General features: G+C 71.9%; 15 protein-coding genes and 1 riboswitch. Of the genes, 5 read left to right on the top strand and 10 right to left on the bottom strand.

Annotated elements, in window-relative coordinates:
* Positions 1 to 816 carry an ABC transporter ATP-binding protein gene (locus AB6L24_RS22580; protein WP_405663251.1) on the top strand — a complete coding sequence of 272 codons (816 nt, stop codon included), beginning with the start codon at positions 1 to 3 and terminating at the stop codon, positions 814 to 816.
* Complete coding sequence (locus tag AB6L24_RS22585; protein WP_405657767.1) at positions 813 to 2,027, top strand: ABC transporter permease; 1,215 nt, start codon at positions 813 to 815, stop codon at positions 2,025 to 2,027. Before AB6L24_RS22580 ends, AB6L24_RS22585 begins: the two co-directional genes overlap by 4 nt.
* Before the next feature lie 43 nt (positions 2,028 to 2,070).
* Here the strand turns inward: AB6L24_RS22585 and AB6L24_RS22590 are convergent, their stop codons facing one another.
* Together AB6L24_RS22590 and AB6L24_RS22595 are read right to left on the bottom strand one after the other, a co-directional pair.
* Positions 2,071 to 2,337, bottom strand: a complete 267-nt coding sequence (locus tag AB6L24_RS22590; RefSeq protein ID WP_087884670.1) for a DUF4031 domain-containing protein — start codon at positions 2,335 to 2,337, stop codon at positions 2,071 to 2,073.
* The gene (locus AB6L24_RS22595) at positions 2,334 to 2,720 is read right to left on the bottom strand and encodes a hypothetical protein (protein ID WP_405657769.1); all 387 of its coding nucleotides are present in this window, start codon (positions 2,718 to 2,720) and stop codon (positions 2,334 to 2,336) included. Before AB6L24_RS22595 ends, AB6L24_RS22590 begins: the two co-directional genes overlap by 4 nt.
* Before the next feature lie 127 nt (positions 2,721 to 2,847).
* On the opposite strand from AB6L24_RS22595, the gene AB6L24_RS22600 reads away from it, so the two are divergent.
* The 3 genes from AB6L24_RS22600 (at position 2,848) to AB6L24_RS22610 (ending at position 6,215) form a co-directional block, all read left to right on the top strand.
* Positions 2,848 to 3,777: a MurR/RpiR family transcriptional regulator gene (locus tag AB6L24_RS22600; RefSeq protein WP_380846344.1), complete on the top strand. Its 930-nt coding sequence runs from the start codon at positions 2,848 to 2,850 to the stop codon at positions 3,775 to 3,777.
* A 123-nt stretch (positions 3,778 to 3,900) separates the two neighbouring features.
* Positions 3,901 to 4,851, top strand: coding sequence for an N-acetylmuramic acid 6-phosphate etherase (gene murQ, locus AB6L24_RS22605; protein ID WP_405657771.1), 951 nt, complete (start codon positions 3,901 to 3,903; stop codon positions 4,849 to 4,851).
* A gap of 122 nt (positions 4,852 to 4,973) precedes the next feature.
* A complete protein-coding gene (locus AB6L24_RS22610) occupies positions 4,974 to 6,215 on the top strand; it encodes an esterase/lipase family protein (RefSeq protein ID WP_405657773.1) in 1,242 nt (413 codons plus the stop codon).
* A 66-nt stretch (positions 6,216 to 6,281) separates the two neighbouring features.
* Here AB6L24_RS22610 and AB6L24_RS22615 read toward each other — a convergent pair whose 3' ends face one another.
* From AB6L24_RS22615 to thrC, 8 genes are all read right to left on the bottom strand, one after another.
* Positions 6,282 to 7,664 (bottom strand): hypothetical protein, encoded by a 1,383-nt coding sequence (locus AB6L24_RS22615; protein WP_405657775.1) that lies wholly within the window; start codon positions 7,662 to 7,664, stop codon positions 6,282 to 6,284.
* 107 nt (positions 7,665 to 7,771) lie between these two features.
* Positions 7,772 to 8,317, bottom strand: a complete 546-nt coding sequence (locus AB6L24_RS22620; RefSeq protein ID WP_405657777.1) for a hypothetical protein — start codon at positions 8,315 to 8,317, stop codon at positions 7,772 to 7,774.
* The gene (locus AB6L24_RS22625; protein WP_030363420.1) at positions 8,310 to 8,807 is read right to left on the bottom strand and encodes a SigE family RNA polymerase sigma factor; all 498 of its coding nucleotides are present in this window, start codon (positions 8,805 to 8,807) and stop codon (positions 8,310 to 8,312) included. Before AB6L24_RS22625 ends, AB6L24_RS22620 begins: the two co-directional genes overlap by 8 nt.
* Before the next feature lie 167 nt (positions 8,808 to 8,974).
* Positions 8,975 to 9,577 (bottom strand): Uma2 family endonuclease, encoded by a 603-nt coding sequence (locus tag AB6L24_RS22630; protein WP_405657779.1) that lies wholly within the window; start codon positions 9,575 to 9,577, stop codon positions 8,975 to 8,977.
* Positions 9,578 to 9,799: 222 nt separating this feature from the next.
* Positions 9,800 to 11,425 (bottom strand): chaperonin GroEL, encoded by a 1,626-nt coding sequence (groL, locus tag AB6L24_RS22635; RefSeq protein WP_380846361.1) that lies wholly within the window; start codon positions 11,423 to 11,425, stop codon positions 9,800 to 9,802.
* A gap of 350 nt (positions 11,426 to 11,775) precedes the next feature.
* A complete protein-coding gene (locus AB6L24_RS22640) occupies positions 11,776 to 11,979 on the bottom strand; it encodes a cold-shock protein (RefSeq protein WP_005315736.1) in 204 nt (67 codons plus the stop codon).
* 420 nt (positions 11,980 to 12,399) lie between these two features.
* Positions 12,400 to 12,675 carry a ubiquitin-like small modifier protein 1 gene (locus AB6L24_RS22645; protein WP_405657781.1) on the bottom strand — a complete coding sequence of 92 codons (276 nt, stop codon included), beginning with the start codon at positions 12,673 to 12,675 and terminating at the stop codon, positions 12,400 to 12,402.
* A gap of 29 nt (positions 12,676 to 12,704) precedes the next feature.
* Positions 12,705 to 14,027 (bottom strand): threonine synthase, encoded by a 1,323-nt coding sequence (gene thrC, locus AB6L24_RS22650; protein WP_405657783.1) that lies wholly within the window; start codon positions 14,025 to 14,027, stop codon positions 12,705 to 12,707.
* Positions 14,021 to 14,174, bottom strand: a riboswitch (SAM riboswitch). Its footprint overlaps the gene before it by 7 nt.
* Positions 14,175 to 14,267 lie beyond the last annotated feature (93 nt).

Here is a 14,267-nt window from a genome sequence, read left to right on the forward strand (position 1 = left end):
ATGCCCGGTCCGGCGCCCGCCGTCCCCGCGACCGACGCCCCCGCCCACGTCCCCGCCCCCGTCGTCGAACTGCGCGACGTCACCAAGTCGTACGCCGGTGACGTGCACGCCCTGCGCGGTGTCAGCCTCACCGTCCACGCGGGCGAACTCCTCGGCGTCGTCGGCCCTTCGGGGTCCGGCAAGTCGACGATGCTGCACGTCGTCGGCACCCTCGACGCGCCCACGGCGGGCACGGTCCGCGTGGCCGGGTACGACGTGGGGCGCCTGTCGGACGCGCAGCTGTCCGCGCTGCGCGCCCGCCACATCGGCTTCGTGTTCCAGCACTTCCACCTGGCGGCGGGCGGCGACGCCGTCGACAACGTCGCGGACGGGCTCCTGTACGCGGGCGTCCCGCGCCGGGAGCGTCGGGCCCGCGCCCGCGCCGCCCTGGAGCGGGTCCGGCTCGGCCATCGCCTCGGACACCGGCCCGCCGAGCTGTCCGGCGGCGAGAAGCAGCGCGTGGCCATCGCCCGCGCGCTGGTCGGCGAGCCGGACCTGTTGCTCGCCGACGAGCCGACCGGCGCCCTGGACAGCGCGTCCGGCGAGGTCGTCATGGAGCTCCTGCGCGAGCTGAACGCGGCGGGCACGACGGTCTGCGTGATCACGCACGACCAGGAGATCGCGGAGTCGCTGCCGCGCCGGGTGCGGTTCCGGGACGGCGAGATCGTGTCCGACTCCGGCCGCCCCGACACCGGTTGCTCCGACTCCCGCTGCCAGGAGGCGAGTTCACGCTTCCAGGAGGCGAGTTCACGCTGCCAGGAAGCGAGTTCACGATGACTTCCACTCCCCCGCCCGAGCCGCCCCGGCTCAAGCCCTCCCCGCTCGCCCCCCGCGACATCCTGCGCCTCGGCGCCGTCGGCCTGCACGCCCGGCGGGCCCGCGTCGTCCTCTCCGCCCTCGGCATCGCCATCGGGATCGCCACGATGGTCGCCGTGGTGGGCCTGTCCCAGTCGAGCAAGGCGGACCTGATGGCGCGGCTCGACCGGCTCGGCACCAACCTCCTCACCGTCGAGGCGGGCGAGGACAGGGCAGGCAACGAGCTGAAGCTGCCCAAGTCGGCGGTGGCGATGGTCGAGCGGATCGGGCCCGTCCGGCACGCCACGGCGACCGGGAACGTCGATGCCAGGATCCGGCGCAGCGACGTGGTGCCCGAGGAGCGGACGGCGGGCGTCACCACCCAGGCGGCCCGCACCGACCTGCTCGACGCCCTCAACGCCCGCGTGGCCAAGGGGATCTGGCTGAACAGGGCCAACGAGCGGCTGCCCGTCACCGTGCTCGGCGCGGTCGCCGCGGAGCGCCTCGGCATCACCGAGCCGGGCGGGAAGATCATGATGGACGACGAGTACGTCGTCGTGGTGGGCATCCTTCAGCCCGTGGAGCTGGTCCCCACCCTGGACCGGGTCGCGATGATCGGCTTCCCGGCCGCCGCAACCCACTTCCGCTTCGACGGCCACCCCTCGATGATCTTCGAGCGGTCCCCGGACGGGACGGTCGAGGACGTCAGGGCCGTCCTCGCCCGCACGGTCAGCCCCGGCGCCGAGGGCTCCGTGAAGGTGTCCCGGCCCTCGGACGCGCTCGCCGCGAAGGCCGCCACCGACAAGGGCCTGACCACCCTGATGCTCGGCCTGGGCGCGGTGGCGCTCCTGGTCGGCGGGGTCGGCGTGGCCAACACCATGGTCATCTCCGTGCTCGAACGCCGGCAGGAGATCGGTCTGCGGCGCGCGCTCGGCGCCACCAGGAACGCGGTGCGGCTGCAGTTCCTCACGGAGTCCCTGCTGCTCTCGGCGCTCGGCGGCGCGGCGGGCGCGGCGCTCGGGTCGGCGGCGACGTTCGGCTTCGCCCTCGTGCAGGGCTGGACGGCGGTGGTGCCGCCGTGGTCGGTGGCGTCCGGGCTCGCGGCGACGCTGCTGATCGGGGTGCTCGCGGGCCTCTATCCGGCGGTACGGGCCTCGCGGCTGCATCCGACGGTCGCCCTGAACGCCACGTGACCCTGCGTCTCCCCGGCCCCGCGCCTCCCGGGCGCCTTCCGGCTCACGTCTCCCGGCCCTTGCGCCGCCGCAACCCCGCCTCCGTCAGCCGCCGCACCAGCTCCTTCGACCCGACCGCGACCGCCCCCGCCCGCACCGCGTCCCCGTACCGGTGCGCGGGCAGGTCGTAGTGGTCCCGCTCGAAGGCCCGCTCCGGCACGCCGATCCGCGCGGCGAACGCGTGCAGCTCCTCGTACGAGACATCGCTGACCAGGTGCGACCACAGGCGGCCGTGACCGGGCCAGATCGGCGGGTCGATGTACAGGGTCACCGGCGCACCGACCCCAGCGAGCCGACGGCGGCGACGACCACGCCCGCCTTCCCGCACACCCAGTGCGGATCGGCGCCCAACTCCGGCTCCACGTCGAGCGCGTGCGGGTCGCCCGAGCCGCACACCGGGCACAGCGGCCACCGTCCGTACCGCTCCAGGAGGGCGTCCTGCACGTCCTGCGCGACGAGCCCGGCGACGAAGTCGACGCCCTCGGGCCACTGCTCGACCCACCAGCGGCGCTGCGCCACGGAGTCCTCGACGAACGACACCACGTCCGGCTCCGCCACCTCGTCCGCGACCAGGTCGGCGAGGACCAGCGCGCGGGCCGCGTGCAGCGCCCGCTCCAGCGGGCCGACGGGGACGGAGGATGCGGAGGAGTCCATACAGCCATTGTGCGCCCCGCCGCGCGCCGGGCGGTCCGGGGGCGGGCGCGGCCCGGCCCGGCGGGCCGGGGAGGTCGGGGACGTCGGGGGTCTTGACCCGCCCCGGGCCCGAAAATATCTTTCAGGAGTGACCCATGACGTGAAGGAAATTTTCGCGGGCGGGGCGCCCCCGGCCCCGGCCGCCCTCGCGGCCAAGGTCCGCACGCTCGCGCCGTCGATGACCCGCTCCATGCAGCGGGTCGCCGAGGCCGTCGCGGGCGACCCGGCAGGCACCGCCGCCCTCACCGTCACCGGCCTCGCCGAGCTCACCGGCACCAGCGAGGCCACGGTGGTCCGCACCGCCCGCCTGCTCGGCTACCCCGGCTATCGCGATCTGCGCCTCGCCCTCGCCGGGCTCGCCGCCCAGCAGCAGTCGGGCCGCGCGCCCGCCGTCACCGCCGACATCGCCGTGGACGACCCCATCGCGGACGTGGTGGCGAAGCTGGCGTACGACGAGCAGCAGACCCTCGCCGACACCGCCGCCGGGCTCGACACCGTCCAGCTCGGTGCGGCCGTCAGCGCGCTCGCCGCGGCCCGGCGCGTGGAGGTGTACGGCGTCGCCGCGTCCGGGCTCGTCGCCCAGGACCTCGTACAGAAGCTGCTGCGCATCGGGCAGGTCGCGCACGCGCACTCCGATCCGCACCTCGCCGTCACCAACGCGGTGACGCTCCGCGCCAAGGACGTCGCCATCGCGATCACCCACTCCGGGTCCACCGAGGACGTGATCGAGCCGCTGCGGGTCGCCTTCGAGCATGGCGCCACCACCGTCGCGATCACCGGGCGGCCCGATGGGCTCGTCTCGCAGTACGCCGATCACATACTGACCACGTCCACTGCCCGTGAGAGTGAGTTGCGGCCTGCGGCGATGTCCTCTCGGACGAGTCAGCTGCTGGTCGTGGACTGTCTGTTCGTGGGGGTCGCCCAGCGGACCTACGAGACCGCGGCGCCTGCGCTCGCCGCTTCGTACGAGGCGTTGGCCCACCGTCACAGCCCTCGTGGGGGCGCCGGCAGTCGTTGAGGTCCCCGTTCGCCGGGGCGGGCGCCGATCGGCCTTCGGCCTCGTCCTCAAACGCCGGACGGGCTGGAAATGTCTCCCTCTAGCCCACCATGTCACCCCTCTCCCCCGAAAGAGCCCTCCCCCATGACCTCCACGCCCACCGGGCCCGCCGCCTACGGCGAACTCCGTGCCCAGTTGGAGAGCCTCACCACCGAGGCCTTCCGGCCCGAGCTCTCCGAGATCGACCGGCTGTCCACGGCGGAGATCGCCGGGATCATGAACGGCGAGGACGCCTCCGTGCCCGCGGCCGTCGCCGCGCAGGTGCCGCGGATCGCCGCCGCCATCGACGCGACCGCCGAGCGCATGGCCCGCGGCGGGCGGCTGATCTACGCGGGCGCGGGCACCGCGGGGCGGCTCGGGGTGCTCGACGCCTCGGAGTGTCCGCCCACGTTCAACACCGACCCGGGCGACGTCGTCGGCCTCATCGCGGGCGGCCCCACCGCCGTGGTCACCTCGATCGAGGGCGCCGAGGACCGCAAGGACCTGGCCGCCGCGGATCTGGACGCGCTGGACCTCACCGCCGACGACACCGTGGTCGGCGTGTCCGCGTCCGGTCGCACGCCCTACGCCATCGGCGCCGTCGAGCACGCCCGTGCCCGCGGCGCGCTCACCGTCGGCCTGTCCTGCAACGCGAGCAGCGCCCTCGCCGCCGCGGCCGAGCACGGCATCGAGGTCGTCGTCGGGCCCGAACTCCTCACCGGATCCACCCGGTTGAAGGCGGGCACGGCCCAGAAGCTCGTCCTCAACATGCTGTCGACGATCACGATGATCCGCCTCGGCAAGACGTACGGGAACCTGATGGTCGACGTGCGCGCCTCCAACGAGAAGCTGCGCGCCCGCTCCCGCCGCATCGTCGCCCTCGCCACGGGCGCGTCCGACGAGGAGATCGAGGCGGCCCTCGCGGCCACCGACGGCGAGGTCAAGAACGCCATCCTCACCCTCCTCGGCTCCGTCGACGGCCCCACGGCGGCCCGCCTCCTGGACGAGTCGCACGGCCACCTCCGGGCGGCGCTCGACAACTCCCGTACGCCCTAGGGGCTGTTGGGACTCGGTGGACCTCCGATTTACGGCGCAAAACACACCTTACGGAGCGTACGGGCCATAACGAGGATGCCCCTTGACCGTCAGCTGGTGACGCTCAAGGGAGGGGAACGCGCATGCCCGAGCAGAACGCGCCCACCGAAGCCCAGGTCCAGGAAGCCCTGCGTGCCGCGCCGCCGATCATTCTCGCCCCGGGCCCGAGGGAGGCCCCGACCCAGGTCCCGCCCGTGCCGCACGACGTCTGGGAGCTGCCCGGCGGCACCGCCTGGGTGTACCGGGGCGAGGGCAACGGCCGCCTGACGCGGCCCGTGCTCCTCGCCGATGGCTTCAACTCGGGGCCGAGCACCCCCGACTTCCTGTGGAACGGGCTGGACTTCAACGCCCCGTACCCGTTCCTCAGCGAGCTGCGCAGGCGCGGCAGGGACCTCGTCCTCGTCGGCTTCCACGAGCGCAGCGCGTCGATCCTCGACAACGCGCAGGCCGCGATCGCCGCCGTCAAACGCGCCAACGCCGACCGCGAGGGCAAGCACCCGCTGGTCGTCGGCGGCTTCAGCATGGGCGGCCTCGTCACGCGCTACGCCCTCGCCAAGATGGAGACCGAACCCGGCGGGGACGACCACGAGACCGCGCTCTACCTCTCGTTCGACAGCCCGCACCGGGGCGCCTGGATCCCCATCGGCCTGCAGGCCTTCGCGCACTACATCCGCAAGCTCGATCCCCGGTTCTCCGGCCAGATCAACAGCCCCGCCGCGCGGCAGCTGCTCGCCCAGCACATCGCCGAGTGGCAGGACAGCCCTGCCCCGGACAAGGAACGCGAGGAGTTCCTCGCCGAGTTGGCGCGCGTCCACCACTGGCCGCGGCGGCCCCGGAAGATCGGAGTCGCCAACGGCGTCGGCACCGGCGAGGGCAACGGCATCCGGCCCGGCGTGGACGCCGTGAAGGGCAAGGGCCTCGGCATCGTCGGCACCGACCTCAACACCCAGTCCGCGGGCGACGACCAGCTCGTGGCCACGCTGCGCGTCCTCACCCTGAAGAAGCCGGAGATCCACACCTCGGGCCTGCCCGAGTTCGACGGCGCGCCCGGCGGCACCCTGGAGGGCTTCGGCATCCTCGCCGACGCCCTCAACAAGATCGCCGGCCTCGGCGTCGACGTGCCCGTCCGCGAGCACTGCTTCGTGCCCGCCGTCAGCGCCGTCGCCATCCGCGACGTCCACACCCACGACGACCTCTACGCCGACATCAACGCCCTCTCCCCCGAGGACAGCGAGCTCGACGAGTTCAAGGTCGCCTCCCGGAACGAACCCCACACCCAGGTCACCGAGGAGCTCTGCACCTGGATCCTGGACCGCCTGCCGTAGCCGAAGGGCGGGCACCCGCCCGTGGTGGCGGCCGTCGCGGGGCGGCTGCCGCCGCGGGCGCGCGGGTCAGCCCGTCCATCTCCCCGACAGGAACGTCACCGCGAACAGCGTGCTCAGCGGCGCGAGGACGCACAGGCCCATCCGCGCGCGCCACTCCGCCCGGAGGCTCCACGCGGCCAGGCCCGTCCACAGCGGCCACCACAGCAGCGTCGCCCGGGGCACGGACGTGTACCAGTACGAGGTCCCGAGCGCCCACAGGTTCAGGGCGATGTACACCGCCTCCGGCCACCTCATGCGCCACAACAGCCGGCCGAGGAGCGCCAACCCGACGACCATGGCGGCGAGTTCGGCCTGGGACATCAGGGCGTACCCGGTGGAGTAGCGGCCGTCGAACGCCGCGTTCCAGGTGTTGCCCCAGGCCTCCCACGGCGGGTGGAAGGTGCGGTACCAGCCGCGCTCCTGGGCGTGCTTCCACGCCATCCAGTCGCCGGTGCGGTCGTACAGGTACAGCGTGTACGCGAGGACGGGCAGCGCGGGCAGCGTCAGCCAGGGCAGCCGGCGCCAGTCGCGGCGGCCGTCTCGGGCCAGGAGGAAGTCGACGAGCAGGGCGGCGGCGAGGAAGAGACCGCTGACGCGGGCCGTCGTGGCGCACGCGGCGAGCGTCGCCGCGAGCCGCCAGCGTCCCGACCGGGCGGCCAGCCACGCGGGCAGCGCGCAGGCGAGGAAGAGGGATTCGGAGTAGCCCGCGGCGAGGAAGACGGCGCAGGGCGAGAGCAGGACGACGAGGACAGCACGCCGGGCGACGGCGTCCGCACCCCCGAGCCGCACGACCGCGCTCACGCCTCTGCCCGTGCCCGCGCCCTTGCCCGGGCCCTTGCCCGGGCCCTTCCAGGCGCCCATCCCCGCGCCCGCCCCCATGTCCGCCCCCGCGAGCCTCGCCACGCGGGCCAGCGCCAGCATCGCCACCGCCCCCGAGACCAGCGAGATCAGCAGCCCGGCCGCCACCCAGTCCGGCACGACGAGCCGCACCGCCCGCAGCACCAGCGGGAACCCGGGGAAGAACGCCTCCTCGTTCTCCAGGCCGTCCGCGTACCCCGGCGCGGGCCCGAAGTAGCCGTACTCCGCTATGTGCCGGAAGTGCGTCCAGTCCCACTGCTCCCACACCGAGAGCGGCCCGGGCGCCTCCTTGGCACGGGAGTTCGCGGGAAACAGCCACCCCACGCAGTACCCGGTGACGAAGAGCCCCACCCGCGTGCCCAGATACACCTGGAGCACGAAGCGGTCGGTCGCGTCGAACCGCCCCGCGAGCCACCGCGGCACCGCCCGCACACCCCCGGCCCACCGCCGCCGCCCTCGCTCCCGCCCCTGCTCCCGCGCGGGCTCGCGGACGTCGGGCCAGGGCGGGCGCGGGGAGGGCCGGGTGGCGGTGCTCACTGGTGCCGCGGGCATGCGTGATCTCCGTTCGGGCGCGCGGAATCGCCCGGCGGCGCGCGGTGGCGCCGCCGGTCGTGGGTGCTGCGGGGAGAGGGCCGGTTACGGGCGGGGGCCGACCGGGGTCAGTCGGGTCCCGCCGTCATGTCCGACGTCGGGGGCGGCGAGGCCCCCGCGCCCCGGTACGGGGTCTCGGTCGCGCCCAGGGTGCCGGTGGTCGGGGGCGGGGTCGTCGGGGGGTACGTCGGCGAGCGGCTCGGGTCGGTGTCGGCGGAGCTGCCGGAGCTGCCGGTGGTGGGGGGCGGCTCGCTGGCGTCGGGGCCGTCGGGGGGCCCGGTGGTCTCGGGCGGGCCCGGCGACGAGGAGGCGTCGGTGGGGTCGGGCACGGGGTCGCCGGAGGAGGGCGCGGGCCTCGGGTCGCGGGTGTCGGCCGGGGACACCTGCTCCTCGGGCCCGGCGATCCCGGCGGCGACCGCGCCGCCCACCCCGCCGAACAGCAGCACGGCGGCGGCCGCGAGCACGGCGAACCTGCGCCGCCGCACCCGCTCGCCGCGGGCCGTGACCACGGGCGCGGGCGCCGGGTCGCTGCCGCGCTCCGCCGCCGCGGCAAGATCCCGGAGCGCGTCCGCCAGCGGGTCGTCCAGTGGATCGTCGTGGTGGGCTTCAGTCACCGTGCGCCTCCTGGGTACGAGGGTCCTGCAAGCGGTCGGCGAGGGCGGCCCGCCCCCGGGACAGATGCGTCTTGACCGTGCCGGTGGACTGGCCCGTCTCCGCGGCGATCTGCTCCACCGACAGATCGCAGATGTAGTGCAGCGCCACCGTCCTGCGCTGCTGCGGGGAAAGCCCCTTCAGCGCCTCGACGAGGACCACGGAACCGGGGTCGGGCGCGCCCGCGGGCGGCGCGCCGCCGTGCCGCTGCCAGGCCTGCTCGCTGCGCCGCCGCCCGTGCCACCGGCGCACGGCGAGCCGCCAGGCCACGGTGCGGATCCACGCCTCGGGCGAGGCCTCCTTCACCAGCCGCCCCCGCCTGCTCCAGGCCTTGACGAACGCCTCCTGCACGACGTCCTGCGCCTCCTGCAGGTCGCCGAGCATCACATACAGCTGGCCGGTGAGCCGTCGGACCGCGTGGGCGTAGAACTCCTCGAACTCCTCAGCGGTCAATGACGTGCTCCCCATCTGGTCGGTACACCTTCTCTAGACCGGCCGGGGCACGTCTGGTTGACAGCGATCAGGAACTTTTTCTCCGGCGTTTCGAACACACCGGACCGGGCCGCGCGGGAACCGTCGTGATCGGCTTCACCGGGCGCGGCGCGTGGGGCGGCCGCCCGTCAGCCGGGAAAGGCCCCCGTGTCGACCGTCGCTCCCAGCGGCACGGGAAGCACGAACCGCTCCCCGAACGGCACCCGCTCGGCGTGCTTGTACGCCCCGTTCTGCGGCTCGCTGAACAGCGTCGCCGTGGGACCGTGCTCGTCGAACCGGTCCACGAGCAGATACACCGGAACCGGGGCGTGGGCATAGGCCCACAGCTTCTTGGTCCGGTCGTCCTTGGCGTTGCTCTGCGAGGTGATCTCGACGACGAGCAGGGCCTCTGCCGCGTCCAGGGGGTCGGTGCTGTCGGGGGCGACGTCGTCAACAGCTTCCCTGGGGGCCACTACCACATCGGGAACGTAGAGCTTGTCCAGGGCGGCGATGTGGATGCCGAGTGTCTGGTACACCTCCATTTCCTCCGGCAGAGCCTTGTTCAGCGCCCGGTGCAACGCGGCTGCGATTCCGTTGTGATGCCTGTGCGGCGGCGGTACCAAGACAATCTGCCCTTCGTCGATCTCGGCGTGCCAGCCCTCCGGCACATCAAGCTCACGCCACGCCTGAAGCAGGTAGTCCCAAGACCGGCGGCCCGGAGCCGTGTCGTGCTCGACCATTGCGGCGGTCATCGCGGGTCCCTTCTGTCGAAGCCTGCGGCGCATGAGCGTAGATCGACGAGTCAGCGGCTGTGCGCCGCTTCCTCCAGCGTCCCACGATAGGGCGACCGAGGCAGCAGCCCGACCGCCGCCGCCCGGACGACGCTCGCGAAACGCCGGAGGGCGGCACCCCCGACCCTGGGGGTGCCGCCCTCCGCGTACAGCGGGTACAGCTACGAACTACCGAGCCGAGGCTCAGAAGTCCATGTCACCGCCCGGCATGCCGCCCGGAGCGCCCGCGGCGGCGGCCTTCTCCGGCTTGTCGGCGATGACGGCCTCGGTGGTGAGGAACAGCGCGGCGATGGACGCGGCGTTCTGCAGGGCGGAACGCGTGACCTTCGCCGGGTCGATGATGCCCTCGGCGATCATGTCGACGTACTCGCCGTTCGCGGCGTTCAGGCCGTGACCGACGGTCAGGTTGCGCACCTTCTCCACGACGACGCCGCCCTCGAGGCCGGCGTTGACCGCGATCTGCTTCAGCGGGGCCTCGAGGGCCAGCTTCACAGCGGCGGCACCGGTGGCCTCGTCGCCCTCGAGCTCGAGCTTCTCGAAGACCGAGGAGGCCTGGAGGAGGGCCACGCCACCGCCGGCGACGATGCCCTCCTCGACGGCCGCCTTCGCGTTGCGAACGGCGTCCTCGATGCGGTGCTTGCGCTCCTTGAGCTCGACCTCGGTCGCGGCACCGGCCTTGATGACGGCCACGCCGCCCGCGAGCTTCGCCAGGCGCTCCTGGAGCTTCTCGCGGTCGTAGTCCGAGTCGCTGTTCTCGATCTCGGCGCGGATCTGGTTGACCCGGCCCTGGACCTGGTCGCTCTCACCGGCGCCGTCGACGATGGTCGTCTCGTCCTTGGTGATGACGACCTTGCGGGCGCGGCCGAGCAGGTCGAGACCGGCGTTCTCCAGCTTGAGGCCGACCTCCTCGGAGATGACCGTGCCGCCCGTGAGGATGGCGATGTCGCCGAGCATGGCCTTGCGGCGGTCGCCGAAGCCCGGGGCCTTGACGGCGACGGACTTGAAGGTGCCGCGGATCTTGTTCACGACGAGCGTGGACAGGGCCTCGCCCTCGACGTCCTCGGCGATGATCAGCAGCGGCTTGCCGGACTGCATGACCTTCTCGAGGAGCGGAAGGAGGTCCTTCACGTTCGAGATCTTGGAGTTGACGATCAGGATGTACGGGTCGTCGAGCGACGCCTCCATACGCTCCATGTCGGTGGCGAAGTACGCCGAGATGTAGCCCTTGTCGAAGCGCATGCCCTCGGTGAGCTCGAGCTCCAGACCGAAGGTCTGCGACTCCTCGACGGTGATGACGCCTTCCTTGCCGACCTTGTCCATGGCCTCGGCGATGAGCTCGCCGATCTGGGTGTCGGCGGCGGAGATGGAGGCGGTCGAAGCGATCTGCTCCTTGGTCTCCACGTCCTTGGCCTGCTCGAGCAGGGCGCCGGAGACGGCCTCGACGGCCTTCTCGATGCCGCGCTTGAGGGCCATCGGGTTGGCGCCGGCCGCGACGTTGCGCAGGCCTTCCTTGACGAGCGCCTGGGCGAGGACGGTCGCGGTCGTCGTGCCGTCACCGGCGACGTCGTCCGTCTTCTTCGCGACCTCCTTGACCAGCTCGGCGCCGATCTTCTCGTACGGGTCCTCGAGCTCGATCTCCTTGGCGATGGACACACCATCGTTGGTGATCGTGGGGGCGCCCCACTTCTTCTCGAGGACGACGTTGCGACCCTTGGGGCCCAGGGTCACCTTGACGGCGTCGGCGAGCTGGTTCATGCCGCGCTCGAGGCCGCGCCGTGCCTCCTCGTCGAACGCGATGATCTTGGCCATGTGAAGTGGTCCTCCCGGACGGGGTGGAAAAGCAAACGGACCGTGCTGGTGCCCGCGACGGACGGCCTGCGCGCCGTGTGGTTCCTTGCCCCACCCGGCCTGCGGACCTCACCGACCCGATCCAAGTTCTGTCACTCTCACTCGTAGAGTGCTAACGCCAATGATTAGCACTCGACCCCCGCGAGTGCAAGGTCGCCCCCGAGTCTCGTACACGTACTCACGGCTCCCTTACGAGACCCCGCGCGCCCGGCGCGACGCCCCGATCTTGCAACGACGAAGGGCCCGCGCCCCGTTCCCGGGGTGCGGGCCCTTCGTCTGCGTCGCGTCGGTGGCCGATCGCGTCAAGCCGCTCAGACGGCGAGCTTGACCATGTCCGCCTGCGGACCCTTCTGGCCCTGCGAGATCTCGAACTCGACTCGCTGACCTTCTTCCAGGGTGCGGTAGCCGTCCATCTGGATCGCGCTGTAGTGGACGAATACATCCGCACCACCGTCGACCGCGATGAAGCCATATCCCTTCTCCGCGTTGAACCACTTGACGGTGCCCTGAGCCATGCCTAACTCCCCTATTACTGGCCCTTGCGCAGACCCGCACTTCGCGGACCCGGGTCAGACCTCACCCCCCATGGGTTGGGGGTGTGCGCCGGAACGCGTCGACCGCGGCTGAATGTATCTGTCCAACTGCCCTCTGCAACAGGTCAATCGGACGAGAATTCTGGGCACGCGCTATCGGAGATTTCCGGAGAATTCCACGGAATCCAGGGCAAGTCGGGCCCGACAAATGCCACATAAGGCTCAAATAGGCAGGACACTTTGGCTACTTCTTGTCGGCTCCGCGGCCGACTTCGAATATGCGCGCGGCACTGCGTGCGCCGAGAACGGCGCTCCATTCCCAACTGTACCGCGCTCAACCATACAGAATTGCCCCCTCCGCTTCTCTCGCGGAGGGGGCAATGTCGGTGACTCTGCGTGCGCTCAGCCGCCGGCGACGGCGGGAATGATCGAAATCCCGGCGCCGTCCGGCGTCGCGGTCTCCAGACCCTGCTCGAACCGCACGTCGTCGTCGTTCACGTACACGTTCACGAACCGCCGCAGCTTGCCCTGGTCGTCCAGGACCCGGGCCGCGATGCCGGTGTGGTTCTTCTCCAGGTCGGCGATGACCTCACCGAGGGTCGCCCCCTCGGCGGCGACCTCGGCCTTGCCGCCGGTGTAGGTGCGAAGGATGGTGGGGATGCGGACGTTGACACTCATGGGGATGCCTTTCTGGGGTGCCGGGAAGGTCAGTGAGCCAGGCCCGCGGAGCGGAACGCGTCGAGGCTGGGGCGGATGGTCGCGGTCGCCTGGGACGTCTCGGCGACCGCGTCCAGGGTCTTGAGCCCGTCCCCGGTGTTGAGCACGACGGTGGTGAGCGAGGGATCGATGAGACCCGCCTCGATCAGCTTCTTCGCGACCCCGACGGTCACCCCGCCCGCGGTCTCCGCGAAGATCCCTTCCGTGCGGGCGAGCAGCTTGATCGCGTCGACGACCTGCTCGTCGTTCACGTCCTCCACCGCGCCACCCGTGCGCCGCGCGATGTCGAGCACGTACGGCCCGTCGGCCGGGTTGCCGATGGCGAGGGACTTGGCGATGGTGTCCGGCTTCTGCGGCCGGACGACGTCGTGCCCCGCCTTGAACGCGGTGGACACCGGCGAGCAGCCCTCCGCCTGCGCCCCGAAGATCTTGTACGGCTTGTCCTCGACGAGGCCGAGCGCGATCAGCTCCTTCAGACCCTTGTCGATCTTCGTGAGCTGGGACCCGGAGGCGATCGGGATCACGAGCTGGTCGGGAAGGACCCACCCCAGCTGCTCGCAGATCTCGTACGCGAGGGTCTTGGAGCCCTCGCCGTAGTACGGCCGCAGGTTGACGTTGACGAAGCCCCAGCCCTCGCCCAGCGGGTCGCCGATCAGCTCGGAGCAGAAGCGGTTCACGTCGTCGTAGTTGCCCTCGATGCCGACGAGCTCGCCGCCGTACACCGCGGCCATGACGACCTTGCCCTGCTCCAGGTCGTGCGGGATGAACACGCAGGAGCGGAAGCCCGCGCGGGCGGCGGCGGCGCCGACCGCGCCGGCGAGATTGCCCGTGGAGGAGCAGGACAGGGTGGTGAAGCCGAAGGCGCGGGCCGCTTCGAGGGCCTGCGCGACGACACGGTCCTTGAAGGAGTGCGTGGGGTTGCCCGAGTCGTCCTTGATGAACAACTTGCCCTGCTCGACGCCCAGTTCGGCGGCGAGGTTGTCGGCCTTGACGAGCTTGGTCCAGCCCGGGTTGAGGTTCGGCTTGTCGGCCACGTCCGCGGGGACGGGAAGCAGCGGGGCGTACCGCCAGATGTTGGCGGGGCCGGACTCGATCCGCTTGCGCAGGCCCTCCGGGTCGCCGAGGGGAAGGTCGTAGGCGACTTCCAGGGGTCCGAAACACTCGGCGCAGGCGAAGATGGGGCCGAGGTCGAAGCGGGTTCCGCACTCGCGGCAGGAGAGGCCGGAAGCGGGTCCGAGATCGACGGTGTCCGCGGAAGGCGTGGTGGTGGCGACAGTCTGCACAGCCATGGAGGCGAGGCCCTTTCTCCTCATCTTCCCCGCGGCGCATCTCGCCGCGAGACGGAATTGGCACCTTCCCGAGCCGGGAGCCTCGCGGCGCGCGCGTTCGCGGCGACGAGACCGGCTGGAGGGTTGCCGGGGCTTCAACGGGCCGTATCCCTCTGCCCCTCTGGATGAGCGGTATTCGATTGTGACGTCCGGGACCCCCGACATGCGATGGTCACCGGCGTTGTTCAAGACTGTAACCGAAGCCTTGGACCCTTGAGATAGTCG

The organism is Streptomyces sp. RK9 (genome assembly GCF_045070545.1).
Classification (GTDB): domain Bacteria; phylum Actinomycetota; class Actinomycetes; order Streptomycetales; family Streptomycetaceae; genus Streptomyces; species Streptomyces alboflavus.